27 protein-coding genes are annotated in these 24790 nt (G+C 69.7%); 22 read left to right on the top strand and 5 right to left on the bottom strand.

The features are described from left to right. Positions 1 to 6: 6 nt before the first annotated feature. The 4 genes from ftsB to truD are packed head-to-tail and all read left to right on the top strand — an operon-like array spanning position 7 to position 2523. The gene (gene ftsB, locus FHQ07_RS04180) at positions 7 to 330 is read left to right on the top strand and encodes a cell division protein FtsB (protein WP_139715549.1); all 324 of its coding nucleotides are present in this window, start codon (positions 7 to 9) and stop codon (positions 328 to 330) included. Beyond that, on the top strand, positions 327 to 1013 hold the full coding sequence (ispD, locus tag FHQ07_RS04175; protein ID WP_139715547.1) for a 2-C-methyl-D-erythritol 4-phosphate cytidylyltransferase: 687 nt from the start codon (positions 327 to 329) through the stop codon (positions 1011 to 1013). The genes ftsB and ispD overlap by 4 nt, the downstream gene beginning before the upstream one ends. Then, positions 1010 to 1495 carry a 2-C-methyl-D-erythritol 2,4-cyclodiphosphate synthase gene (gene ispF / locus FHQ07_RS04170; RefSeq protein ID WP_139715545.1) on the top strand — a complete coding sequence of 162 codons (486 nt, stop codon included), beginning with the start codon at positions 1010 to 1012 and terminating at the stop codon, positions 1493 to 1495. Before ispD ends, ispF begins: the two co-directional genes overlap by 4 nt. Continuing rightward, positions 1492 to 2523: a tRNA pseudouridine(13) synthase TruD gene (truD, locus tag FHQ07_RS04165; RefSeq protein WP_139715544.1), complete on the top strand. Its 1032-nt coding sequence runs from the start codon at positions 1492 to 1494 to the stop codon at positions 2521 to 2523. Before ispF ends, truD begins: the two co-directional genes overlap by 4 nt. Here truD and FHQ07_RS04160 read toward each other — a convergent pair. Beyond that, on the bottom strand, positions 2520 to 3095 hold the full coding sequence (locus FHQ07_RS04160) for a Smr/MutS family protein (protein ID WP_240703544.1): 576 nt from the start codon (positions 3093 to 3095) through the stop codon (positions 2520 to 2522). The genes truD and FHQ07_RS04160 overlap by 4 nt on opposite strands. A gap of 70 nt (positions 3096 to 3165) precedes the next feature. Here FHQ07_RS04160 and surE point away from each other — a divergent pair, with 70 nt between their 5' ends. From surE to FHQ07_RS04140, 4 genes are read left to right on the top strand one after another with little or no spacing between them, the layout of a single operon-like run. Further along, positions 3166 to 3945, top strand: a complete 780-nt coding sequence (gene surE / locus FHQ07_RS04155; RefSeq protein WP_139715535.1) for a 5'/3'-nucleotidase SurE — start codon at positions 3166 to 3168, stop codon at positions 3943 to 3945. Beyond that, positions 3942 to 4622 carry a protein-L-isoaspartate(D-aspartate) O-methyltransferase gene (locus FHQ07_RS04150; RefSeq protein ID WP_139715534.1) on the top strand — a complete coding sequence of 227 codons (681 nt, stop codon included), beginning with the start codon at positions 3942 to 3944 and terminating at the stop codon, positions 4620 to 4622. Before surE ends, FHQ07_RS04150 begins: the two co-directional genes overlap by 4 nt. After that, positions 4619 to 5233 (top strand): YqaA family protein, encoded by a 615-nt coding sequence (locus tag FHQ07_RS04145; RefSeq protein WP_139715532.1) that lies wholly within the window; start codon positions 4619 to 4621, stop codon positions 5231 to 5233. The genes FHQ07_RS04150 and FHQ07_RS04145 overlap by 4 nt, the downstream gene beginning before the upstream one ends. Positions 5234 to 5252: 19 nt before the next feature. Next, positions 5253 to 6035 (top strand): peptidoglycan DD-metalloendopeptidase family protein, encoded by a 783-nt coding sequence (locus tag FHQ07_RS04140; RefSeq protein ID WP_240703543.1) that lies wholly within the window; start codon positions 5253 to 5255, stop codon positions 6033 to 6035. Position 6036: 1 nt separating this feature from the next. Here the strand turns inward: FHQ07_RS04140 and FHQ07_RS04135 are convergent, their stop codons facing one another. From FHQ07_RS04135 to yhbY, 3 genes are read right to left on the bottom strand one after another with little or no spacing between them, the layout of a single operon-like run. Next, positions 6037 to 6606 (bottom strand): D-Ala-D-Ala carboxypeptidase family metallohydrolase, encoded by a 570-nt coding sequence (locus tag FHQ07_RS04135; protein WP_139715529.1) that lies wholly within the window; start codon positions 6604 to 6606, stop codon positions 6037 to 6039. 20 nt (positions 6607 to 6626) lie between these two features. Further along, positions 6627 to 7001: an Mth938-like domain-containing protein gene (locus tag FHQ07_RS04130; RefSeq protein WP_139715527.1), complete on the bottom strand. Its 375-nt coding sequence runs from the start codon at positions 6999 to 7001 to the stop codon at positions 6627 to 6629. A gap of 17 nt (positions 7002 to 7018) precedes the next feature. Next, positions 7019 to 7324 carry a ribosome assembly RNA-binding protein YhbY gene (gene yhbY / locus FHQ07_RS04125; RefSeq protein WP_139715525.1) on the bottom strand — a complete coding sequence of 102 codons (306 nt, stop codon included), beginning with the start codon at positions 7322 to 7324 and terminating at the stop codon, positions 7019 to 7021. Positions 7325 to 7396: 72 nt separating this feature from the next. Here yhbY and rlmE point away from each other — a divergent pair, with 72 nt between their 5' ends. From rlmE to FHQ07_RS04055, 14 genes are all read left to right on the top strand, one after another. Next, positions 7397 to 8059, top strand: coding sequence for a 23S rRNA (uridine(2552)-2'-O)-methyltransferase RlmE (rlmE, locus tag FHQ07_RS04120; RefSeq protein ID WP_139715523.1), 663 nt, complete (start codon positions 7397 to 7399; stop codon positions 8057 to 8059). Between the two features lie 16 nt (positions 8060 to 8075). After that, positions 8076 to 9974 (top strand): ATP-dependent zinc metalloprotease FtsH, encoded by a 1899-nt coding sequence (gene ftsH, locus FHQ07_RS04115; protein ID WP_139715521.1) that lies wholly within the window; start codon positions 8076 to 8078, stop codon positions 9972 to 9974. Positions 9975 to 10163: 189 nt separating this feature from the next. Further along, on the top strand, positions 10164 to 11960 hold the full coding sequence (locus FHQ07_RS04110) for a tetratricopeptide repeat protein (RefSeq protein ID WP_139715519.1): 1797 nt from the start codon (positions 10164 to 10166) through the stop codon (positions 11958 to 11960). 5 nt (positions 11961 to 11965) lie between these two features. Beyond that, the gene (gene folP, locus FHQ07_RS04105) at positions 11966 to 12862 is read left to right on the top strand and encodes a dihydropteroate synthase (RefSeq protein WP_139715517.1); all 897 of its coding nucleotides are present in this window, start codon (positions 11966 to 11968) and stop codon (positions 12860 to 12862) included. Positions 12863 to 12948: 86 nt separating this feature from the next. Next, positions 12949 to 14367, top strand: coding sequence for an amino acid permease (locus FHQ07_RS04100; protein ID WP_139715516.1), 1419 nt, complete (start codon positions 12949 to 12951; stop codon positions 14365 to 14367). Next, positions 14364 to 15323 carry a tRNA (adenosine(37)-N6)-dimethylallyltransferase MiaA gene (miaA, locus tag FHQ07_RS04095; protein WP_139717861.1) on the top strand — a complete coding sequence of 320 codons (960 nt, stop codon included), beginning with the start codon at positions 14364 to 14366 and terminating at the stop codon, positions 15321 to 15323. The genes FHQ07_RS04100 and miaA overlap by 4 nt, the downstream gene beginning before the upstream one ends. A gap of 139 nt (positions 15324 to 15462) precedes the next feature. After that, positions 15463 to 15720, top strand: a complete 258-nt coding sequence (gene hfq / locus FHQ07_RS04090) for an RNA chaperone Hfq (RefSeq protein WP_139715514.1) — start codon at positions 15463 to 15465, stop codon at positions 15718 to 15720. A gap of 92 nt (positions 15721 to 15812) precedes the next feature. Further along, a complete protein-coding gene (hflX, locus tag FHQ07_RS04085) occupies positions 15813 to 17129 on the top strand; it encodes a ribosome rescue GTPase HflX (protein ID WP_139715512.1) in 1317 nt (438 codons plus the stop codon). 41 nt (positions 17130 to 17170) lie between these two features. After that, positions 17171 to 18256, top strand: a complete 1086-nt coding sequence (gene hflK, locus FHQ07_RS04080; RefSeq protein WP_139717860.1) for an FtsH protease activity modulator HflK — start codon at positions 17171 to 17173, stop codon at positions 18254 to 18256. Continuing rightward, positions 18253 to 19116, top strand: coding sequence for a protease modulator HflC (gene hflC, locus FHQ07_RS04075; protein WP_139715511.1), 864 nt, complete (start codon positions 18253 to 18255; stop codon positions 19114 to 19116). Before hflK ends, hflC begins: the two co-directional genes overlap by 4 nt. 3 nt (positions 19117 to 19119) lie before the next feature. After that, the gene (locus FHQ07_RS04070) at positions 19120 to 19308 is read left to right on the top strand and encodes a DUF2065 domain-containing protein (protein ID WP_139715509.1); all 189 of its coding nucleotides are present in this window, start codon (positions 19120 to 19122) and stop codon (positions 19306 to 19308) included. 82 nt (positions 19309 to 19390) lie between these two features. Continuing rightward, positions 19391 to 20683, top strand: a complete 1293-nt coding sequence (locus FHQ07_RS04065; protein ID WP_139715507.1) for an adenylosuccinate synthase — start codon at positions 19391 to 19393, stop codon at positions 20681 to 20683. Positions 20684 to 20791: 108 nt separating this feature from the next. Continuing rightward, positions 20792 to 22756 carry a TIR domain-containing protein gene (locus FHQ07_RS04060; RefSeq protein WP_139715504.1) on the top strand — a complete coding sequence of 655 codons (1965 nt, stop codon included), beginning with the start codon at positions 20792 to 20794 and terminating at the stop codon, positions 22754 to 22756. A 143-nt stretch (positions 22757 to 22899) separates the two neighbouring features. Then, positions 22900 to 23202 carry a hypothetical protein gene (locus FHQ07_RS04055; RefSeq protein WP_168191457.1) on the top strand — a complete coding sequence of 101 codons (303 nt, stop codon included), beginning with the start codon at positions 22900 to 22902 and terminating at the stop codon, positions 23200 to 23202. A gap of 64 nt (positions 23203 to 23266) precedes the next feature. Here the strand turns inward: FHQ07_RS04055 and FHQ07_RS04050 are convergent, their stop codons facing one another. Continuing rightward, positions 23267 to 24685: a serine protease gene (locus tag FHQ07_RS04050; RefSeq protein ID WP_139715502.1), complete on the bottom strand. Its 1419-nt coding sequence runs from the start codon at positions 24683 to 24685 to the stop codon at positions 23267 to 23269. Positions 24686 to 24790 lie beyond the last annotated feature (105 nt).

Genomic DNA, 24790 nt, shown 5'->3' with positions numbered 1-24790 from the left:
GCCTCGGTGAAGCCCCTGCGCGTGCTGCTCCTGCTGCTGGCCCTGTTGCTGGGGCTGTTGCAGTACAAGCTGTGGTTCGGCAACGGCGGCCAGCGCGAGGTCGAGGCCATGCGCGCGCGGGTGGCCGGGCAGGAAGCCGAGAACCTCAAGTTGCAGCAGCGCAACGAGGCGCTGAAGGCGGAAGTCGAGAACCTCAAGTCCGGCGAAGCCGCGGTGGAGGAGCGCGCGCGCAGCGAGCTGGGGATGGTCAAGCCGGGCGAGACGTTCTATCGCGTGATCGAGGACGGCAAGGCGCCGCCCGCGGCGCCGGCGCCGGTCCCGCCGCAATGACCTGGGCGTTGCTGCCCGCCGCCGGCAGCGGCCGCCGCTTCGGCGGCGAGGTGCCCAAGCAATACCTGCGCGCCGCCGGCAAGCCGTTGATCGAGCATGCGCTGGATGCCTTGCTGTCGCATCCGGGCGTGGCCGGCGTGGTCGTCGCATTGTCGGCCGACGACGCGCACTGGCCGGGCTGGACGCGCTTGCACGGCAAGCCGGTGGTCGCCTGCACCGGCGGCGGCGAGCGCGCGGATTCGGTGCTGGCCGCGCTGCATGCGTTGCCGGAAACGATCGCCGACGGCGAACTGCTGCTGGTGCACGACGCAGCACGGCCGAACCTGCGCGCGGGCGACATCGCGAAGTTGATCGATGCGGCCGGCGCCTGCGCCGACGGCGCGATCCTGGCGGCGCCGGTGCGCGACACGCTCAAGCGCGCGGCCGCCGACGCGACGATCGCGGCCACCGAACCGCGCGATGGCTTGTGGCGCGCGCTGACCCCGCAGGCGTTCCGCCGCGGGCTGTTGCGGCGCGCGCTGGAAGGCGCGAAAGCGGCGGGCATCGCGGTCACCGACGAGGCGATGGCGGTCGAACGGCTGGGCCTGCGCCCGCTGCTGGTCGAAGGCCGCGAGGACAACCTGAAAGTCACCACGCCGGCGGATCTCGCGCTGGCGGAATTCCTGCTGGCGAGGCGCGCATGAGCATCCAGGTCCGCATCGGCCACGGTTTCGACGTGCACGCGTTCGGCGACGGCGACCACCTGATGCTGGGCGGCGTGCGCGTGCCGCACGCGCGCGGCGTGCTCGCCCACAGCGACGGCGACGTGGCCCTGCATGCGCTGTGCGACGCCATGCTCGGCGCGTTGGCGCTGGGCGACATCGGCAAGCACTTCCCGCCATCGGATGAACGCTGGAAGGGCGCCGACAGCCGCGCCTTCGTCCGCCATTGCGATGCGCTGCTGCGCGAACGCGGCTGGCGCGTGGGCAATTGCGACATCACCGTGGTCTGCGAGCGGCCGAAGGTCGGCCCACGTGTGCAGGCGATGCGCGAGGCGATCGCCGCCGAGCTCGATATCGCTATCGATGCCGTCAGTGTGAAAGCCACCACCACCGAAACCCTGGGTTTCACCGGCCGCGGCGAAGGCATCGCCGCGCACGCGGTCTGCCTGCTGGTGCGCGCGTGATCGAGCTGGCGCGTGCACATGGCGCGCCGGTGCTGGACGCGCGCCTGCGCGTCGCGCCGGAGGATTTCTTCGTCGAGGAATTGCCGGGTTTCGAGGCCAGCGACGCCGGCGAACACCTGCTGCTGACCGTCGAGAAGCGCGGCATGAACACCGCGTTCGCGGCCAGGCGCATCGCCGCGTGGGCGGGCGTGGACGAATCGGCCATCGGCTATGCCGGCCTGAAGGATCGGCACGCGGTCACCCGGCAACGCTTCACCGTCTGGTTGCCGAAGAAGATTGCGCCCGATCTCGAGGCCTTGCAGTCCGATGACCTGCGCGTGCTCGAGCACGCCTGGCATGCGCGCAAGCTGCCGCGCGGGGCTTTGGCCGGCAATCGCTTCGTGCTGGTGCTTCGCGATGTCGCAGGCGAACGTGCGGCCATCGAAACGCGCCTGCAGGCCATCGCTTCGCAGGGCGTGCCGAACTACTTCGGCGAACAACGCTTCGGTCGCGGCGGCGGCAACGTGCAGCAGGCGGTGGCGATGTTCGCCGGCCGCCGGGTCAAGCGCGAGGAACGCACGATGCTGCTGTCCGCCGCGCGTTCGGAACTGTTCAACCGGGTGCTGGCGGCGCGCGTGGAGGCCGGCAACTGGAACGCCGCGCTCGACGGCGAGGTGTGGATGCTGGACGGCAGCCGCAGCGTGTTCGGCCCGGAAGCGTTCACGGACGAATTGCAGGCGCGCCTGGCCGCGTTCGATATCCACCCGACCGGCCCGCTGTGGGGCGAGGGCGAACTGCGCAGCACCGATGCGTCCCGCGACCTGGAACTTGCGGCGATGCAGGGCGATACCGCAACCCGCCTGCGCAACGGGTTGGAACGCGCAGGATTGAAGCAGGAACGCCGCGCATTGCGGCTGCGTCCCGATGCAATCGCGTGGCGTTGGCTGGACGATGGCGCGCTGGAACTGGCGCTCGCGCTGCCGCCGGGATGCTATGCGACCACGCTGTTGCGCGAGCTCGGCGACGTCGCGGATTCCGCCGCGGCCTAGCGCTTCTCCAGCAAGACCAGCACCGCGCCGCTGCCGCCCTGCGCCGCCGGCGGCGAGTGGAAGGCCAGCACGTCGGCGCGATGGCGCAGCACGCGGTCGACCAGGTTCTTCAGCACCGGCAGCCGTTCTTCCGAATTCCGCCCCTTGCCGTGCACGATCCGCACGCAGCCCACGCCGTGCGCGCGGCAGTCGCGCAGGAATTCGCGCAGCAGCGCTTCGGCGGCCTGCGCGGGCAGGCCGTGCAGGTCGAGTTCCTCCTGCGCCGCGTATTCGCCGCGGGCCAGGCGCTTGAGCACCTGCGGCGACACGCCTTCGGTCCGGTAACTGAGGATGTCGCCGGCTTCCAGCGCGGCGATCACCGCGTGCCTGAATTCGTCGCGCGCCGTATCCTCGTCGCGGCGCGCCATCTTCGCCGACGGCTTCGGCTTCGGTGCGGCGGGCGGCGGCGGCGCCTCGGGCAGGGTGCGCACCTTGCCGCGATCGGCGCCGATCGCCTCGCGGAACAGCGCGGCATCGTCCAGTTCGTCGTTCGCGGGCGCGGGCGCGGCTTCGCGGGAGGGTTTTTTTCGCACCGGCGCAGGGTATCGCAGCGACCTTCCGTTATCATGCCCGCATGCACAAATTTTCGATGCGCTAGGCGCCATGCGGGTACTGGTCAGCAACGACGACGGCGTCGACGCCCCCGGCATCAAGGCCCTGGCGAAAGGCCTGCGCGAGGCCGGCCACGAAGTCCTGGTGGTCGCGCCGGACCGCGACCGCAGCGGCGCCAGCAATTCGCTGACCCTGGACGCGCCGATCCGGGTGGCGCAGGTCGATGCGCAGACCTGGAAGGTGTACGGCACGCCCACCGACTGCGTGCACGTGGCGATCACCGGCATGCTCGAGGTCGAGCCCGACATCGTGGTCTCCGGGATCAACAATACCGCCAACCTCGGCGACGACGTGATCTATTCGGGCACGGTCGCCGCGGCGATGGAAGGCCGTTTCCTCGGCCTGCCGGCGCTGGCGATGTCGTTGGTCACCGCCGACCACAACGGCAAGCACTACCAGAGCGCGGCGCGCGCGGCGGTGGAAATCATCGCCCGCCTGCGCACCGACCCGCTGCCGGCCGACACCATCCTCAACGTCAACGTGCCGGACCTGCCGTGGGGCGAGATCCGCGGCTTCGAGACCAGCCGCCTCGGCAACCGCCATCGCGCCGAGCCGTGCACGCCGCAGCGGGACCCGCGCGGCCGCCAGTGGTGGTGGATCGGCGCCGCCGGGCAGGAGGCCGATGCCGGTCCCGGCACCGATTTCAACGCGGTGCGCAGCGGGCATATCGCGATCACCCCGATCCACGTCGACCTTACCCGCTACCAGGCGCTGGAGCAGGTGGCGAGCTGGGTCGGCGGCCTGGCCGAAACGCTGGAGCGCAAGTCGTGATCTCGCGCCTGCGCCTGCAGCCGGCCGACGTCGGCATGGGCATGACCAGCCAGCGCGTGCGCGATCGCCTGATCGAGCGCTTGCGCGGCAACGGCATCGTCGACGAACGCGTGTTGAACGCGATCCGCACCGTGCCGCGCCACCAGTTCGTGGACGAGGCGCTGGCGACGCGCGCATACGAGGACACCGCGTTGCCGATCGGCCACGGGCAGACCATCTCGCAGCCGTGGGTGGTGGCGAAGATGACCGAGGCCCTGCTCGAAAGCGCGCCGAAGAAGGTGCTGGAGATCGGCACCGGTTCCGGCTACCAGGGCGCGGTGCTGGCGGCGCTGGGGCTCGAAGTGTTCACCGTCGAACGCATCGGCGAGTTGCTGCGCATCGCCCGCAAGCGCTTCCGCGCGCTCGGCCTGCACGTGCGCAGCAAGCACGACGACGGCCGCATCGGCTGGCCGGAGGAAGGCCCGTTCGACGGCATCATCGTCACCGCCGCCGCGCCCGCGCTGGTCGAGGCGCTGAGCGCGCAACTCGCGCCCGGCGGCACCCTGGTGGCGCCGGTCGGCGGCGCATCGGGGCAGAACCTGCTGCGCCTGCGCAAGGATGCCGAGGGCAACATCGAACAGGCGGATCTTGGGCCGGTGGTGTTCGTGCCGCTGCTGTCGGGGATGACCGATCGATGAAGCTGTTCGCGCCGCTGTACGAGAAGGCCTTGCAGTGGTCGCGCCATCCGAAGGCGCCGGCGTTGCTGGGCGGCCTGAGCTTCGCCGAGGCGATCGTGTTCCCGGTGATGCCGGAAGTGATGCTGGCGCCGATGTGCCTGTCGCAGCCCAGGCGCGGCTTCTGGTTCGCGACGATCAGCCTCTGCTTCGGGCTGTTGGGCGCGGTGATCGGTTATCTGCTCGGCCACTACGCCTACGAGCTGGTGAAGCCGCTGCTGGCCGCGCTGGGCTGGCTGGACAAGATCGACGCGCAGGTGGCGCAATTGCGCGAGATCACCGCGCAGTCGCCGTGGAAGGCGTTCTGGCTGCTGGTGATCGCCGGCTTCACCCCGATCCCGCTGAAGATCTTCACCTGGGCCAGCGGCATCGTCGGCGTGCCGTTCCTGCCGTTCATGGCCAGCATGGCGATCGGCCGCGGCAAGCGCCTGTTCCTGGTCGCGCTGGCGATCCGCCTGGGCGGCGAGCGTGCGGAAAAGGCCCTGCACCGCTACATCGAGCCGATCGGCTGGGGCGCGCTCGCGCTGCTCGCCGCGCTGGTCGGTTGGCTGGCGTTGCGCGGACATGGGGCATAACTAGTCCATGATTGGGCCCATGCGCACGCATCGACTCCTCATTGCCGTCTGCATCCTCGCGCTGCTCGCCGCCTGCGGCCGCAGCCACGTCATCCGCGAATCCGCGACGCATGCGCGCAATCCGCGGATACCCGCGGGGGAACGCCCGATCCGGGTGTCGCAGCCGAAATACGGCGCCACCGTGGTCGTGCAGCGCGGGCAGAACGTGTACCGCATCGCCACCGAGAACGGCCTGACCGCGCTCGACCTGGCGCTGTGGAACGACATCCCGCCGCCGTACACGATCCATCCGGGGCAGCGCCTGCGCCTGTATCCGGGCGGGCAGGGCGGGGTCGCGGCACGGCCGGCCACCCCGTCGGCAACGAAGCCGGCAGCGCCCACCGCGCCCAGGCCTGCCGCGCCGGCGCCGGTCGTGATCCCGGCCACCAGCAACATCGGATGGCGCTGGCCGGCCGATGGCGGCGTGCTCGAAACCTATGCCGGCGGCGATCCCACCCGCCAGGGCATCGACATCGGCGGCAAGGGCGGGCAACCCGTGCGCGCCGCCGCCGACGGCGTGGTGGTGTATTCCGGTTCCGGCCTAGTCGGCTACGGCGAGCTGGTGATCGTCAAGCACAACGAGCAATGGCTGTCCGCCTACGGCCACAACCGCGCGCGCCTGGTCAACGAAGGCCAGCTGGTGAAGGCCGGGCAGCAGATCGCGGAAATGGGCCGCAGCGGCGCGGCGCGCGACATGCTGCATTTCGAGATCCGCTACAACGGCAAGCCGGTCGATCCGCAGCAGTATTTGCCGAAGCGCTGAATCAACGGATCGCGCGGCACAGGGAGGTCCGGCGCGTGTGGTCCCGGCCCCAGGTGCGGAAGCCGGCGGTGTCGACATGGATGCGCGTCGGCGAATAGAAGCCGAGCCCGAACCGATGCTCGGCGCCATGCGCCCGCCACCACGCGCACAAGCGCCGGTCTGCGGCGGTGCCGAGGTCGAAATCGAGCGCGTTGTTGGCCAGATGCCGGCTTTTCGCGCTGCCGCCCTCGCAGCGGTTGAACCCGGGAGTGCGGAACGAGGAAGCCACGGTTGGCCGGGCGATCACGCCTGCGGCGCGCAGGGTGCTCACCAGGCGCAAGGTGGCGGGCATCGCCTGCCAGGCCTTGCGCGGGGGAACCGCGAATTCGCTCGCTCCGCAATGCCGCCATCGGCGTCCGCTGCGCAGCAGTTCCTGCAACGGCAGGATGCCGGCGACGCCGCGCGCCTGCAGGAATGCCTGGTAGGCATCGACATCGGCGCGACGGGTTTCTCGCCAGGCCTCGTAGCGGGTTTGCGAGGGCGCCCGGGGCGATCCTGCCTCGCATGCCGCCAGCAGGGAGGCGACCGCCACGGCCAGGGCAAGCCGAGGGCTCACGCCGGCAACACGAACCCCGCGACCACCCGGCGCCCCTCGCCGGCCAGCACCGAATAGGTGCGCGCGGCCGCCGCATTGGTCATCGCTTCGATGCCGATCCCGCGCTGCAGGCAGGCGGCCATGACCGCGGCCGGCGGGAAACGTTGCTGCGCGCCGGTGCCCAGCACGACCAGTTCCGGTTGCAGCGCGAGCAGTGCATCGAGATCGGATGGCGTCATCGCGCCGGCATCGCGTACCGGCCAGTCTTCGACCAGCGCATTCGGGGCGATGACGAAGCTGCGTTCGAGGCGGCGGTCGTTGACCAGCGCGCCGTTGCCGTCGGCGCCGCGCAGGAAATACAGGTAATCCGGGCGTTCGAGGTTGAGCTGCATCGCGTGGCCGGTGCGGATCAGCCGCGCGGCAGCACGATGTGCCGCTTGTCCTTGCTCGGCCGGTACAGCACGGCGGTATGGCCGATGCGCTGCACCAGCGCGGCGTCGGTGCGCGCGGCGAGGTCGGCGATCATCGCGTCGCGCGTGTCGCGGTCGTCGGCGGCCACCTTGATCTTGATCAGCTCGTGGTGTTCCAGCGCGCCGTCGACCTCGGCGGCCAGCGCGTCGCTGATGCCCTTGCCGCCGACCTGCAGCATCGCCTTGAGGTCGTGGGCCTGGCCTCGCAGGAAGCGGATCTGGGCGTTGGTCAGGGCGACTGGCATGCGGCACGGGAAAGGGCGGAAACAGGCGGCAGGGTATCATGGCGGCCCGAATCCCCATGCTTCCAGGCGCTCGTGGCCACCCGCAGCAAATCCAGCCAGCGCTGGCTCAAGGAACATTTCTCCGACCCCTACGTGAAGAAGGCGCAGGCGGAGGGCATGCGTTCGCGCGCGGCCTACAAGCTGGAGGAACTGGTCGAGCGCGACCGCCTGCTCAAGCCGGGCATGGTGGTGGTGGACCTGGGCGCGGCCCCGGGCGGCTGGTCGCAATGGGTGCGGCAGGAGCTGGACCAGATGGAGCGCGGCCTGCCGGACGGCGCCCGGCGCGGGCGGATGATCGCCAGCGACATCCTGGAGATGCCGTCGCTGGCCGGGGTCGACTTCCTTCATGGCGACTTCAGGGACGATGCCGTCCTATCCCGCTTGCTGGAAATGCTGGAAGGGGAACAGGTCGACCTTGTCTTGTCCGACATGGCCCCCAATAAGAGCGGTATGGATGCGGTGGACCAGCCGCGCGCGATGCACCTGGCGGAACTCGCCATGGATTTCGCCGATGGCCAGCTCCGCACCGGCGGCACGTTCCTGATCAAGCTGTTCCAGGGAATCGGTTTCGACGACTACGTGCGGGAATTGCGGCGGCGCTACGCCAAGGTGGCGATCCGCAAGCCGGCGGCCTCGCGCAAGCGGTCGCCGGAGGTGTACGCACTGGCACAGGGCAAGCTTGCGCAGGTGAAGTAGGAAGCAGAAGGCAGACATGAACGATCTCGCGAAGAACTTGCTGCTCTGGGTGGTCGTCGCCGTCGTGCTGATGGTGGTGTTCCAGAGCTTCTCGCCGAAGCTCGCGGGCGCCGGCCAGGACGTGGTCTATTCGCAGTTCGTGCAGGACGTGCAGGACGACCGGATCAAGACGGTCGACATCGCCAGCGACGAGCGCACCGTCAAGTTCGTGCGCACCGACGGCACGCCCGGCACCACCACCGCCCCGGTCCGCGACCGCGACCTGATCAACGACCTGATCGAGCACAAGGTCGAGATCAAGCAGGCGCCGCCGGATACCGGCATCTCGTTCTGGTCGATCGTGCTGAATTTCCTGCCGGTGCTGCTGATCATCGGCTTCTGGCTGTTCATGATGCGGCAGATGCAGGGCGGCGGCGCCGGCAAGGGCGCGATGTCGTTCGGCAAGTCGCGCGCCAAGCTGCTCAACGAGGACCAGACCAAGGTCACCTTCGCCGACGTCGCCGGCTGCGACGAGGCCAAGGAGGAAGTCTCCGAACTGGTCGAGTTCCTGCGCGACCCCTCCAAGTTCCAGAAGCTGGGCGGCAAGATCCCGCGCGGCGTGCTGATGGTCGGCCCGCCCGGCACCGGCAAGACCCTGCTGGCCAAGGCCATCGCCGGCGAGGCCAAGGTGCCGTTCTTCTCGATCTCCGGTTCCGACTTCGTCGAGATGTTCGTCGGCGTCGGCGCCAGCCGCGTGCGCGACATGTTCGAGCAGGCCAAGAAGCACGCGCCCTGCATCATCTTCATCGACGAGATCGACGCGGTCGGCCGCCACCGCGGTTCCGGCATGGGCGGCGGCCACGACGAGCGCGAGCAGACCCTCAACCAGATGCTGGTCGAGATGGACGGCTTCGAGGGCGGCGAGGGCGTGATCGTGATCGCCGCGACCAACCGCCCGGACGTGCTGGACAAGGCGCTGCTGCGCCCCGGCCGGTTCGACCGCCAGGTCATGGTCGGCCTGCCCGACATCAAGGGCCGCGAGCAGATCCTCAAGGTGCACATGCGCAAGGTGCCGCTGCACGACAACGTGCGCGCGGACATCCTGGCGCGCGGCACCCCGGGCTTCTCCGGCGCAGACCTGGCCAACCTGGTCAACGAGGCCGCGCTGTTCGCCGCGCGCCGCAACAAGAACCAGGTGGACATGCAGGACTTCGAGGACGCCAAGGACAAGATCTACATGGGTCCCGAGCGCCGCAGCATGGTCATGCGCGAGGAAGAGCGCCGCAACACCGCGTACCACGAGTCCGGCCATGCGGTGGTGGCGATGTCGCTGCCGAAGGCGGACCCGGTGCACAAGGTCACGATCATGCCGCGCGGCTGGGCGCTGGGCCTGACCTGGCAGCTGCCGGAGCACGACCGCATCAGCAACTACAAGGACAAGATGCTGGAGGAGTTGTCGATCCTGTTCGGCGGCCGCATCGCCGAGGAGATCTTCGTCGGCCAGATGTCGACCGGCGCGTCGAACGACTTCGAGCGCGCCACCGGCCTGGCCCGCGCGATGGTCACCAAGTACGGCATGTCCGACGTGCTGGGCACCATGGTCTACGCCGACACCGACGCCGGCTTCGGCGTGCACAACAAGACCATTTCCGAAGCCACCCAGCAGAAGGTCGACGCCGAGATCCGCCGCATCCTCGACGAGCAGTACGAGGTCGCCCGCCGCATCCTGGAAGAGAAGCGCGGGGTGGTCGAGGCGATGACCGCCGCCCTGCTGGAGTGGGAAACCATCGACGCCGAGCAGGTCAAGGCGCTGATGGAAGGCCGTACCCCGAACCCGCCGCCGGGCTGGGTGGAAAAGCCCGGCAAGGGCGGCGACAAGGACGATTCGTCCACGCCCACCGCGCCGGTGCTGGTCGATCCGGCGCCGCAGACCTGAGCGGGGCATCCGCCCGCGGATGAAAGGCGAAGGCCGGGAGCGATCCCGGCCTTTTTCGCATCCGCCCCGGCGGCGACCCGTGGTTGCGCGGCTGGCGGTCATTGCGGACACTCGCAGCGGGAGCCGGCACGCCCGGCGGGCGAAGGGGGGAGCGCCTTGGCGACAGGCGACGGATTCATCGCGGAGCTCATGCGCCGCAACGTGATCCGCATGGCCGGCCTGTACCTGGTCTCGGCGTGGCTGGTCGTGCAGGTGGGCGCCACCTTGCTGCCGATATTCGATGCGCCGCCCTGGACGATGAAGGCGCTGGTGATCACCCTGGCCGTCGCGTTCTTCCCTTCGCTCGCCCTGGCCTGGGTATTCAAGCTTACCCCGCAGGGATTGCAGCGCGACCACTCGGACCCGTCGCCGGGCTCGGTGGCCCCGCACACCGCGCGCAAGCTCGATCGCGCGATCATCGCCGTGCTCGCGCTGGCCCTGGGTTACTTCGCCTTCGACAAGTTCGTGCTCTCGCCGCGGCGCGAGGCGGCGCTGGTGGCCGAAACCACCCGTGCCGCCGAGTCCAGGGCCGCCAACAGGCCGGTGGCGCGCGGGAACTCGATCGCGGTGTTGCCGCTGGTCAATGCCAGCGGCGATGCCAGCCAGCAGTTCTTCTCCGACGGGCTGTCTGAAAACCTGATCGACGCGCTGTCCGGGTTCGAGGGCCTGCGGGTGATCGGCCGCACGTCCTCGTTCCGCTTCCGCGACAGCAAGGAGGACGCCCGCAGCATCGGCGCCAAGCTGGGCGTGGCCTACCTGCTGGCCGGCAGCGTGCAGCGCGCCGACGACATGGTGCGGATCCGTGCCGAGGTCGTGCACGCCGAAGATGGTTCGGCGCTATGGACGAAGCAGTACGACCGCCCCTATCGCGACCTGTTCGCGTTGCAGGACGAGCTGACGCGCTCGATCGCCGCGGCGCTGTCGGCGAAATTGCTGTCGGGCAATTTCACTCGGCGCAACGACCGCCCCCCGAGCGGCGACCTGGAGGCCTATGCGGCCTTCATGCAGGGCAATTTCTACGAGGACCGTGGCGCCGAAGGCGACATGCGCCTCGCGATCGGGCATCTGCAGCGGGCGACGCAGCTCGATCCCAAGTACGCATTGGCGTGGGCGACGCTTTCGCGCTACTGGACCACCCTGGCGGCGCTCGGGCTCAGCGGCGAGCAGGCGCGCGACGCATACGACGAGGCGCGTCGCGCCGGCGACATCGCGATGCAGCTGGCTCCCGACCTTGGCGACGTGCACGTCGCCCGGGGCTGGTTGCTGGAGAACCAGCTCGACTGGCGCGGCGCCACCGCCGCCTACCGGCGCGGACTGGAACTGGCGCCGGAGAACCTGCAGACCAAGTTCAGCATGGCCAGCATGCTGGCGCTGCAGGGGCAATTGGCGGAAGCGACCAAGCTGAGCGGCGAGGCGATCCGCAACGATCCGATGTCGCCCAACTGGTGGAACTGGTACAGCGCCTACCTGTCCGCGCTGGGGCGGCTGGACGAAGCCGAGGCCGCGATCCGCAAGTCGATCGAGCTGCGGCCGCAAGGCAGTTCGGCATGGGCGCAACTGGCGATCATCGAAATCCAGCGCGGCGATGCCAAGGCCGCACTGGCGGCGGCGCAACGCGAGCAGGAAGGCGTGTGGCGCGACATCGCGCGGGCGATGGCGCTGCAGATCGGCACGGACCGCGCAGCCGCGGATGCGGCTTTGCGCGAGCTGATCGAACGCCATGGCGGGGTGGCCGCCTTCCAGATCGCGCAGGTGCAGGCGCTGCGGCGCGACGACAAGGCGGTGTTCGAGTGGCTCGAGCGCGCCCGCGCCACCCAGGACCCCGGCATCGGCAACACCCTGATCGACCCATTGCTGATGCGCTACAAGCACGACCCGCGGATGGCGGCCTTCTGCCTGCAGGTCGGCCTGCCGCCCCCCACCGAAAGCCAGGCAAAGGGCATCTGACCCGCATGTTCGACACCTCCCCGCAACTCGACTGCGCCGGCCGCATCCTCAAACTCGACGTGCCGCGGGTGATGGGCATCGTCAATGCCACGCCGGACTCGTTCTCCGACGGCGGCGAGCATTTCGATGCGGAAGCGGCGATCGCGCACGGGTTGCGGCTGGCGGAGCAGGGCGCGGCGATCCTCGATATCGGCGGCGAATCGACCCGGCCCGGCGCGCAGGACGTTTCCATCGAGGAGGAGCTGCGGCGCACCATCCCGGTGATCGAAGCGCTGGCGGCCCGGGTGCCGATCCCGATCGGCATCGACACCAGCAAGCCCGAGGTGATGCGCGCCGCGGTCGCCGCCGGTGCGGGCATGATCAACGATGTGTACGGCTTGCGCCGCGAGGGTGCGCTCGATGCGGCGGCGGAACTCGGCGTGCCGGTGGTGCTGATGCACATGCTCGGCGAGCCGCGCACGATGCAGGCCAACCCGGAATACGGCGATGTGGTCGGCGAGGTGCACCGTTTCCTCGCCGAGCGCATCTTCGCCGCGGAAATGGCCGGCATCGACAAGAAGAAGATCGTGGTCGATCCCGGTTTCGGCTTCGGCAAGAGCGCACGGCACAACCTGCAATTGCTGGCGCAGTTGCAGCGCTTCACCGAACTCGGGGTGCCGGTGCTGGCCGGCCTTTCGCGCAAGAAAACCATCGGCGAACTGACCGGCCGCGAGGACCCTCGCGAACGCATCTTCGGCTCGCTTGCCGCGCACCTCATCGCCGCGCAACGCGGCGCGATGCTGCTGCGCGTGCACGACGTGGCCGCCACCGTCGATGCGCTCAAGGTCTGGGACGCGGTGGCCGCGGTGCCGATGCCCCGCAAGGACGCGGGCACGCCGGCGATCCGCTGGCCGGACGACTGAGCGCCCGTCGCATCCCGCGCTGCACGTCGCATTGCCCGCGGCGATGGCCCACACTGTGCGCCTTCCAACGACGATGCGGGGATCCCATGCAGGCATGGCTGCGGCGCAAGGACATCGACCAGGTCACCGTGCATGAGGAAGGCCGGCGGCTGGTGCCCACGCTGAGCTGGCCGCACCTGGTGGCGCTCGGCATCGGCGCCATCGTCGGCACCGGCATCTACACCCTGATCGGCGTCGGCGCCAATCTGGCCGGGCCGGGCGTGCTGGTCTCGTTCCTGGTCGCCGGCATCGTCTGCGCCTGCGCGGCGCTGGCCTATGCCGAGATGGCGACGATGATGCCCGCCGCCGGCAGCGCCTATACCTACAGCTATGCGGTGCTGGGCGAAGCCATCGCCTGGGTCGTCGGCTGGAGCCTGATCCTGGAATACACGCTGGTGGTGAGCACGGTCGCGGTGGGCTGGTCCGGCTACTTCGTCGGCTTCCTGCAGGGGCTCGGCGTGCACTTGCCGCAGGCGCTGACGGTGGGCCCGCATGCCGGCGGCCTGCTCAACCTGCCGGCGATCTTCATCACCTTCGCGGTCGCCGGCCTGCTGATCGCCGGCACCCGCGAGAGCGCCACGCTCAACGCGTTCCTGGTGGTCGCCAAGCTGATCGCGCTGGCGGTGTTCGTGGCCATCGCGCTGCCCGCGTTCGATGCGTCCAACCTGCAGCCGTTCATGCCGCACGGCTTCGCCGAGAGCATCGGCCCCGACGGCAAGAAGTACGGGGTGATGGCGGCGGCGGCGATCATCTTCTTCGCCTTCTACGGCTTCGACGCGATCTCCACCGCGGCGGAAGAGACCAAGAACCCGGGCCGCGACCTGTCGATCGGCATCGTCGGCTCGATGGTCGGCTGCACGCTGATCTACATGCTGGTGGCGCTGGCCGCGGTGGGCGCGATGCGCTACACCGTGTTCGGCCAGAGCCCGGAACCGCTGGCGCTGATCATGCGCGAGCTGGGCCACGGCGCCGCGGCGAAGATCGTCGCGGCGGCGGCGGTGGTGGCGTTGCCGACCGTGCTGCTGGCGTTCTTCTACGGCCAGAGCCGCATCTTCTTCGTGATGTCGCGCGACGGCCTGCTGCCGCGCGGCCTGTCCAAGGTCGGCAAGCGCGGCACGCCGGTGGCGATCACCGTGTTCACCGCGATCGTGACCTCGGCGCTGGCCGGCGTGGCGCGCCTGGACGAAATCGCCGCGCTGGCCAATGCCGGCACCCTGGTCGCGTTCGTCGCGGTGGCCGCCTGCATGCTGGTGCTGCGCAAGCGCGACCCGGACCGCCCGCGGGTGTTCCGCGCGCCGATGGCCTGGCTGGTCGGGCCGGTGGCGATCCTCGGCTGCCTCTACCTGTTCTCCAGCCTGCCGACGAAGACGCAGCTGTGGTGCCTGCTGTGGAACGCGTTCGGCGTGCTGGTGTATCTCGCCTATGCGCGGCGCAACAGCCTGCTGGCGAAGGGGCGCGACGCCTGAGCCTGAATACGCGCCCGCGCGCCATCGCCCTGATGGGCCCGACCGCGTCGGGCAAGAGCGCGTATGCGCTCGAGCTGGCGCAGCGGCTGGAGGGCGAGATCGTCAGCGTCGATTCGGCGCTGGTCTATCGCGGCCTCGACATCGGCGCGGCCAAGCCGACCCGCGAGGAACTGGTGCTGGTGCCGCACCACCTGATCGACGTGCGCGAACCGTGGCAGCCGTATTCGGCGGCGGAGTTCGCGACGGATGCGCAGCGCGCCATCGACGGCATCGTCGCGAGAGGCAAGCTGCCGATCCTCGCCGGCGGCACCGGCCTGTATTTCCGTGCGCTGCTGGAAGGCCTGGCGGACATGCCGGAAGCGGACGAAGCGATGCGCGCGCAGATCGCGGCTGAAGCGGATGCGCATGGTTGGGCGGCACTGCATGCGCAGCTTGCCGCAATCGATCCCGAAGCCGCGGCGCGCATCCACGCCACCGACGCGCAGCGCATCCAGCGCGCGCTGGAGGTGTATCGCCTCAGCGGCAAGCCGATCAGCGACTGGCAGCGCGATGCCAAGCGCACGCGTTTCCCGCTCAAGGTCTTGAAGCTCGCGCTGTCGCCGCCGCAGCGCGCAGTGCTGCACGAACGCATCGAACAGCGCTTCGACGCGATGCTCGAGGCAGGCTTCCTCGACGAAGTCCGCCGCCTGCGCGCCTTGCCGGAGCTGGCGGCGCATGCGCGCCCGCTCGATCTGCCCGCGATACGCGCCGTCGGTTATCGGCAGGCCTGGGAATATCTGGATGGCGACTGCGATGCCGCGAGCTTCCGCGAGCGCGCCATCGCCGCCACCCGCCAGTTGGCCAAGCGCCAGTTCACCTGGCTGCGCGGCGAACCGGATGCGCAGTGGTTCGATCCCGCGACCCGGCGCACGCCGCTGGATGCGGCCGTTGCAGGATTCCTCGGCAGCGGCGGGTAACGCCCGCAATCGCGCCGACCTGCGCTACCATCGGCCGGTGCCCCCCGAAACGGGGCGGGCGCGGGGCCGGGGGAATGCCGTGGCGGCATCTGGCCCACGATCACAAACAAGAACAACAGCAACGGCAGCGGGGAAACACATGTCCAAGGGACAGTCTTTGCAGGATCCTTTCCTGAACGCATTGCGGCGCGAGCGCGTGCCGGTCTCGATCTACCTGGTCAACGGCATCAAGCTGCAGGGCACGATCGAGTCCTTCGACCAGTTCGTGGTCCTGCTGCGCAATACCGTCAGCCAGATGGTCTACAAGCACGCCATTTCCACCGTGGTGCCGGCGCGCAACGTGCGCGTGGGCCCGACCGGTGCCGACGCGGACGACGAGGCCGGCGACGAGGCCTGAGGCCGCGGATCGCGGCTCTGCACGGGATGTTCGGCCAGGCAGGCTTGTATTCGCCGGCCGCCGCCCGCATCTGACCTGCAATGCCAACCCAATTGTTCGAACGCTCCCGCCGGGGCGAACACGCGCTGCTGATCCAGCCCCACGCCGGCGGCCCGCCGGGCGAGGGCGTATTGGAGGAATTCGGCGAACTCGCCCGTTCCGCCGGCGCCAGCGTGGCCGCGGTGCTGACCGCCAAGATCGACAAGCCCAATCCCGCCACCCTGATCGGCAGCGGCAAGCTGGAAGAAGTGAAGGCGGCCTGCGAAGCCACCGGCGCCGACTTGGTGCTGGTCAACCACGCGCTCAGCCCGGTTCAGGAACGCAACCTGGAGCGCGCGCTGGAGCGCCGGGTGGTGGATCGCACCGGCCTGATCCTGGACATCTTCTCGCAGCGCGCGCGCAGCGCCGAAGGCAAGCTGCAGGTCGAGCTGGCCCAGCTCAAGCACGTGGCCACGCGCCTCGTCCGCGGCTGGACTCACCTGGAACGCCAGCGCGGCGGTTCGATCGGCCTGCGCGGCCCCGGCGAAACCCAGCTGGAAACCGACCGCCGCCTGCTGCAGAAGCGGGTGGACATGCTGCAGAAGCGGCTGGAGAAGGTCGAGGTCCAGCACACCCAGATGCGCCGCGCGCGCGTCCGCAGCGAACTGCCGCGGGTTGCGTTGGTCGGCTACACCAATGCCGGCAAGTCGACCCTGTTCAACACGCTGACCGGCGCCGATGCGTATGCCGCCGACCAGCTGTTCGCCACACTGGATCCCACCGTGCGCCGCATCGAACTTCCCGGCGGCGGCGTGGTGTTGGCCGATACCGTCGGCTTCGTGCGCGACCTGCCGCATGAGCTGGTCGCCGCGTTCCGCTCGACCCTGAGCGAAGCGCGCGAGGCCGACCTGCTGCTGCACGTGATCGACGCCGACGACCCATTGCGCGAGGAACGCATGGCGCAGGTCGACGACGTGCTGCGCGAGATCGGCGCCGGCGACATCCCGCAATTGCTGGTGTTCAACAAGATCGACCGCATCGAAGGCGCGACACCGCGCATCGACCAGCGCGGCGAGGATGGCGTCGCGGTTTGGATTTCCGCGCGCGACGGCCTCGGCATCGACCTGCTGCGCGAGGCGCTGGGCGAGCGGCTGGGCCTGCAGCGGGTGGTCGGCGAAATCCTGCTGCCCACCGATGCCGGCCGCCTGCGCGCGCGCCTGCATGCATTGGATGCGGTGCTGGGCGAACAGCACGACGCCGACGGCTGGCGCCTGCAGGTGGACCTGCCGGTGGCGGATGCCGCGCGGCTGGCCGCGCAGGCCGATGGCGCGCCGCTGCGCCCGCTGCTGCCGGCGCCGGCACCCGAGCTTCCCGTAGAATCCGACGCATGACGACGCAAAACAGCGGGCCGCGCAGGCCACACGTGAGCTGGATGGCCTGGAACAAACCCGGTGGCGCGTCCAATGGCGGCGGGCGCCGCAGTGGCGGCGGGCCTGGCGGCCTGTTCGACAGGTTGCCGAACTTCGGTGGCGGCTTCGGCGACGGCAACCCGCTGCGCTGGATCTGGATCGCCATCGGCCTGTGGCTGGCGTTCAACTGCTTCGTGCTGGTCACCGAACAGCAGCGCGGCGTGGTGCTGCGCTTCGGCCAGTTCGACCGGGTGATGCAGCCCGGTCCGCATTTCAAGCTGCCGTGGCCGCTGGAGCGGGTGATCAAGGTCAACGCGACCGAGATCAAGACCTACAGCGAAACCGTGCCGGTGCTGACCCGCGACGAGAACATCGTCAGCGTCGAGATCAACGTGCAGTACCGCATCGGCGATGCGCAGCTGTACCTGTTCGGCACCCGCAACGCCGACGACGTGCTGAAGGAGGCGACCCTGAGCGCGGTGCGCGAGCAGGTCGGCCGTTCCGACCTGGACACCGTGCTGAGCGCGCGCAGCGCGCTGTCGGTCTCGTCCAAGCAGCGTTTGCAGGCGGCCCTGCAGACGTACAAGACCGGCCTGGTGGTCACCGAACTCAACCTGCCCAACGCGCGTCCGCCGGAGGAAGTGAAGCCGGCCTTCGACGACGTCAACAGCGCGCAGCAGGACAAGGACCGGCTGAAGAACGAGGCCGAAGCCTACGCCAGCAAGATCGTGCCCGAGGCCCGCGGCCAGGCCGCGCGCGTGCGCACCGAGGCGGAAGGCTACAAGACCGCGGCGATCGCCCGCGCCACCGGCGACGCGCAGCGCTTCAGCCTGCTGGTCGAGCAGTACAAGGCCGCGCCCGAGGTCACCCGCAAGCGGCTGTGGCTGGAAACCGTGCAGCAGGTGCTGGCCGAGAACCGCAAGGTGGTCGGCGGCGATGGCCGCCAGCTGATCTACGTGCCGATGCAGGGCGCGACCACCACCCAGCCTGCCGCGCCCGCCCAGGCGATCCTGCCCGACCTTGTTTCGCCGACGGTGGAAGCCACCGCCGACCCGGCGCGGCCGGGTCGCCAGGGCCGCAACGCGGGCCGCGAGGAGAACGCACGATGAGATTCCCCGCATGGGTGCCGGCGCTGGTCGCCGCATTGCTGGTGCTGCTGAGCTCGGTGTTCGTGGTCAACGAAGGCCAGAGCGCGCTGGTGCTGAACCTGGGCAAGGTGGTGCGCAGCGACATCGGCCCCGGCCTGCATTTCAAGCTGCCGCTGATCGAGTCGGCGCGCGTGTTCGACCGTCGCCTGCAGATCCTGGCGGCGGAGCCGGAGCGCTACCTGACCTCGGAGAAGAAGGACGTCAGCGTCGATTTCTTCGCCATCGGCAAGATCGAGAACGTGCGCGACTTCTACCGCGCCACCGGCGGCGACGAATCCATCGCCACCCAGCGCCTGGCGCCGATCATCAAGGACGCGCTGCGCAACGAGATCAACGCCCACACCCTGCAGCAGGTCGTGTCCGGCGACCGCGCCAAGGTGCTGCAGGCGCAATTGGTCGCGATCAACAAGGGCGCGGCCACGCTGGGCGTGAAGATCTCCGACATCCGCATCAAGCGCATCGACCTGCCGACCGGCGGCGAGGTGATCGGGCAGGTGTACCGGCGCATGAGCGCGCAACGCAAGCAGGTGGCCAGCCAGCTGCGCGCCGAGGGCGAGGAGCAGTCGCAGAAGATCCAGTCCGAAGCCGACCGCCAGCGCGCGGTGATCGCCGCCGAGGCCGAACGCGACGCGCAGAAACTTCGCGGCGAGGGCGATGCCGAAGCCGCGCGCCTGTATGCGGAAGCGGCCAACCGCGATCCGTCCTTCTATGCCTTCCAGCGCAGCCTGGAGGCGTACCGCAAGTCCTTCGCGGATGGCGACGCGGTGATCGTGCTGGACCGCAACGACCCGTTCCTGCAATACATGCGCAGCGACCGCTGAGCCATGGCCGACCTGTGGGCGGCGCTGTGCCTGGTCGCGGTGCTGGAAGGCCTGTTCCTGTTCGCCGCGCCCGGCGCCTGGAAGCGGGCGGCCGAGCAGTTGCAGGCCATGCCGGATGAGCATGTGCGGCGGATCGGCGGGATCGTGTTGATCCTCGGCATCGTGTCGCTGTACCTGGTGCGGGGCGGCTGACGGTCGCGGGCTGGCCGGGAACCACGTAGAATGTCGAAAAGCCGGGGCAGACCTCGGCTTTTCTCACGTCTGGAGTTCGGAAATGGGTCAGTCAGTCGTCGTTCTCGGTGCCCAGTGGGGCGATGAAGGCAAGGGCAAGATCGTCGACCTGCTGACGCAGGACATCGGCGCGGTGGTGCGTTTCCAGGGCGGCCACAACGCCGGCCACACGCTGGTGATCGCCGGCAAGAAGACCGTGCTGCACCTGATCCCGTCCGGCATCCTGCGCGACGACGCGCTGTGCCTGATCGGCAACGGCGTGGTCCTGCACCCGGGCGCGCTGCAGAAGGAAATCGCCGAGCTGGAAGGCAACGGCGTGGAAGTGCGTTCGCGGCTGAAGATCAGCCCGGCGACGCCGCTGATCATGCCGTACCACATCGCCCTGGACCAGGCGCGCGAGAAGGCCGCCGGCGGCAAGGCGATCGGCACCACCGGCCGCGGCATCGGCCCGGCGTATGAAGACAAGGTCGCGCGTCGCGGCATCCGCGTCGCCGACCTGCATTACCCGGACGAGCTGGCCGAGAAGCTGCGCGCGGCGCTCGACTACCACAACTTCGTGCTGACCCAGTACCTGAAGGTCGATGCGGTCGATTTCCAGCAGACGCTGGACGAAGCCTTGGCCTTCGGCGAATACATCGAACCGATGAAGGCCGACGTGGCCGGCATCCTGCACGAGCTGCGCAAGGCCGGGAAGAAGGTGCTGTTCGAGGGCGCGCAGGGCTCGCTGCTCGACATCGACCACGGCACCTATCCGTACGTGACCTCGTCCAACACCACGGTCGGCGGCGCGATGGCCGGTACCGGCGTGGGCGCGGATTCGATCGACTACGTGCTGGGCATCGCCAAGGCGTATGCCACGCGCGTCGGCGGCGGCCCGTTCCCGACCGAGCTCAACGACGACGTCGGCCAGGGCATCCGCGACCGCGGCCAGGAATACGGCGCCACCACCGGCCGCCCGCGCCGTTGCGGCTGGATGGACATCGTCGCGCTGAAGCGCGCGGTGGCGATCAACGGGATCAGCGGCCTGTGCATCACCAAGCTCGACATCCTCGACGGGATGGAGACGCTGAAGATGTGCATCGCCTACGAATACCGCGGCAAGCGCACCGAGTACGCGCCGCTGGACGCCAAGGGCTGGGAGGAGTGCACGCCGGTCTACCTGGAGTTCCCGGGCTGGAGCGAGTCCACCGCCGGCATCACCGAGTGGGACAAGCTGCCGCCGGCCGCACGCGCCTACCTGCGTGCGCTGGAGGAATTGGCGGGCTGCCCGCTGGCGATCGTCAGCACCGGCCCGGACCGCGACGCCAACATCGTCCTGCGCGATCCGTTCGCGTGATGCGCATCGGGCGCGGGGCGTTGATGCCCCGCGCCAGCGGCGTCCGTCCGAAGCACCTGGCTGCGTTCCAGAGGTAAGCTGAACGCTCCAGTCGCGACGGTGAACGCCATGTCCAGCGGGGAAGATGCGCCACCGGAGCAAGCGCGGCCCAGCGTCTTCCTGAGCTATTCGCGCGCCGACCAGGAACGGGTGCGGGTATTGGTCGAGGCGCTGGAGCGCGCCGGACTGCAGGTCTGGTGGGACGACCAGATCGAAGGCGGCGCGGCCTATGCCAAGGCGATCGAAACCGCCCTGCAGGCCAGCGATGCGGTGATCGTGGCGTGGTCCGCGCATTCGGTGGGCTCGGACTGGGTGCTGGACGAATCCGCGCACGGCCGCGACATGAAGAAGCTGGTGCCGCTGTCGCTGGATGGCACCGAGCCGCCGCTGGGCTTCCGCCAGTACCAGGCGATCCCGCTGGCGTTCGCCCATGGCCGGATCGACGACGCCTCGCTGCAGGCGGTGTTGCGCGCGGTGCTGCCGCTGGCCGGGCGCGAGGCCGTGCCGCGGCCTGTAGCACGGTCGAATGCGGCGCACGATGCGTTGCGCCGGCGCCTGCTGGCGGGCGGTGGCGGCGCGCTGCTGGTGGCTGCCGGCGTCGGTGCGCTGGGCTGGAAGCGCGGCTGGTTCGGCGGAGCGGCAACGGCCGCCGCGGAAGGCAGCGTCGCGGTGTTGCCGTTCGACAACCTCAGCGGCAATCCGGGCAAGGCGTATTTCTCCGATGGGTTGTCGGAGGAATTGCGCGCCACGCTGGCGCGCAACCGCAAGCTGAAGGTGATGGCGAAAACCTCGTCGGACAAATTCCGCGACAGCCAGGATGGCGCGGTGCGCATCGCCGGCCAGCTGGGCGTCGCCTTCCTGCTGGACGGCAGCGTGCGCTGGGCCGGCGACCAGGTGCGGGTGGTGGCCGACCTGATCGACGGCAGCACCGGCTTCAGCCGCTGGACGCATACCTTCGAGCGGCGCATCGACGACGTGTTCGCGGTGCAGAGCGAGATCGCGGCCACCGTGGCCACCGCACTGGCCGCCCAGGTCGTCGACCCGGGCACGCCGCGGGACCAGCGCGCGGCCTCCGGCGGCACGGCCAACGTGGCCGCGTTCGACGCCTTCCTGCGCGGCCGCGCGCTGTACGAAACCGGCAGCGACGAAGCCGCCGAGCGCCAGTCGCTGGCGCTGTTCGATACCGCGATCGAACTGGATCCCGACTACGCGGCCGCGCAGGCCTCGCGCGCGGCGGCACTGACCACGCTGGCCAACCAGTACGGCGAGGTCGGCCAGCGGGTGGCGATGTACGACCAGGCGATCGCCGCGGCGCGGCGCGCGATCGCGCTGGCGCCGAAGTACGCCAATGCCTATTCGATGCTCGGTTTCGTCCAGTTCCAGGGCAAGCTGGATGCGCGCGCGGCGCGCGAGCCGTTCGAGAAATCCGATGCGCTGGGGCGGGGCGAGGCCAACGTGCAGGCGCGCTGGGCGCAGTACTGCGCGCGCACCGGGCGCGATCGCGAGGCGACCGAGGCGATGCAGCGCGCGTTGTCGCGCGACGTGCTGAACGCGCTGATCTACCGTGCCGCCGGCACCGTGGAATACGCGGCGCGGCGCTTCGATGCATCGATCCCGCCGTTGCGCCAGGCGCTGCAGATGAACCCGAAGATGTCGCGTGCGCATGCGCATGTCGGCGATGCGCTGCTGAACCTCGGCAAGTTGGCGCAGGCGCGCGAGGAATACGCCGCCGAGCCGGTGCCGGATTTCAGGCTGGCGGGCCTGGCCATCGTCGAGCATCGCGACGGCAAGCAGGGCGCCGCGCGTGCCGCGATGGACAAGCTCGTCGCCGAACTCGGCGACAGCGTGCTGTACCAGCAGGCGCAGGTGCTGGCGCAATGGGGCGAGCTGGACACGGCCATGGCGCGGCTGCTGAAGGCGCGCGAGATGGGCGACTCCGGCCTGATCTACGCGCGCAACGACCCGTTCCTGGATCCCCTGCGCAAGGACCCGCGGATGGCGGCGCTGCTGGCCGGGCTGGGCTTCGACGGTTGACCGGCGCGACCGCGGCGGACGCTGCCCGGCACGTTGTGGGCGGGATGCGGGTGGTGCAAGAATGTGACGCGGCGCACGGAAACACCGGTTCGCCGAAACAGGGGAATGTCCGTCACGAGCCATCATCTTCCAAGGGGAACCGCATGAACCGCATCACCTGCACCCTGGCTGCCGTCCTGCTGGCCGGCCTCCTGTCCGCTTGCCACAAGAACGAAGAAGCCGCTCCGGCCGCCGCCGAGCCCGCGCCCGCGCTTGCGGCGGAAGCGCCTGCCGCGATGCCGGCGCCGGCGGCCGAGACCCCTGCGGCGGCCACCGATGCGGCCGCGGCTGTGCCGGCCACGGAAACGCCCCCGGCCGATGCCGCCGACGACTCGGACGACACGCCGCATTCGGGCGGCGACAAGGTGGGCACCGCGCCGGCACCGGCCGCGCCTCCCAGCAACTGACCGCACGCGACGATGCGCGCGAAAGGCCGCCTCGGCGGCCTTTCGCGTTTTCGGGCGCAGGGTTTCAGGGCAACTGGTTCTTGCCCAGGGGCAGCTTCATCGCCTGGTCGATCCACTGCGCATAGCGGTCGATCCGCGTGTAAACGCCCGGGCGCCCGTCGCCTGCACAGGCGCGCTTGCCCCAGCTGACGATGCCGACCAGCAGCGGGGTGCCATTGGTCAGGATCACCGGGCCGCCGCTGTCGCCGCGGCAGGTGGATTGCGTCTTGTTCGCCGCGCAGAACACGCCATCCTTGATCTTCTGCGGCCCGTAGCCGGGGCGTTGCTGGCACACCGGGTTGGGCATCGCCTGCAGGTCGACCCGCAACAGCACGGCATTCATCTTGTTGGCCGCTTCGCTGCTGCCGGTCACGCCCCAGCCGGTGGCCGATACCGGAACCGCGGACGGCAGCGGATTGTGGTTGAGCGGGATTTGCCGGATGCGCCGGCTGTCGATGGGAACCGGCTTGCCGTCCGCCACGATGTGCACCAGCGCGATGTCGTTGGCGTACATGTTGGGCGGGTTGTTCACGTCGTTGCTTTCGGCGTTGTACTGCGAATGGCGGACGATGCGGTCGATCTTGTAGAGCACGCCGTCGCCCTTGGAGATGTCCTGCGCGCCCAGCCGCACCTTGAAGCCATGGTCGACCTCGTTCTGGTCGATGCAATGGGCGGCGGTGACCACCCAGTCCGGCGCGATCAGCGCACCGCCGCAGTAGTGCTGGCGTTGCCAGGCCGGGCGCTTGTCGTCCGGCTTGGGCGGTGCGCCCGGGTAGAGGATCTGCGCCTGCCATGGCACCGATGCCGCCGCCACCGGCAGGCCGCCGAAGGAGTAGACCGTGTCGTCGTCGTCGCCGGGGCGGCGCGGCGGCTTGCGGCCGGCCTTGCCGGTCGGACGCTTTGTGACGCGGATCGAGGGCATGCCGCCGCCGACGGAATCGCCGGCATCGTCGCCTTCATCCTCTTCCTCGACCAGCCACACGTCTTCGTCCTTGGCGAACACGCTGTGGTCGATCGGGATCACGTCGTCCTGTTCGGTTTCAGGTTGGTTCCAGGCGCTGGCCCAGCTGTCGTCGGCTTCGTCGTATTCGACGGCATAGTCGTCGCCGCTGCCCACGTCGATCTCCTCGGCGATGCCCCGCGGATCGTCCGCATCCCCGTCGGCGGTGTCGTCCGCGGCTTCGTCCTGTCCTGCGTCGGCCGCATTTTCGTCCTCGCCATCGTCCTCCGCGGCGTTCTCGTCCTCGTCCTGGTCGGCATCCTGGCCCGCGTCGTCGGCCTCGTCCGCGGATTCGTCGGTGGCTGCATCGGCATCGTCGTCCTCGTCCGCATCCTCGTCCGCGTGCTGGTCCTGTGCGGCGGCGATGGCGGGATAGCCGCTTGCCGCGATCAGCAGCGCGACCGCAAGCAGGCGGGGTACGACCGGGAAGCGCGGCATGGGCATGGCGGATCCTCGCAGGGTGCATGTGCGTGCATACGGGGCAAACGCAACGCTGCCGGCCACGCGGCCATTGGCCTGCGGGCGGCGGCGCACCAGCGGCATGACTTT

The organism is Thermomonas aquatica (assembly GCF_006337105.1).
Classification (GTDB): domain Bacteria; phylum Pseudomonadota; class Gammaproteobacteria; order Xanthomonadales; family Xanthomonadaceae; genus Thermomonas; species Thermomonas aquatica.
This window is presented reverse-complemented; position numbering and strand designations above follow the sequence as displayed.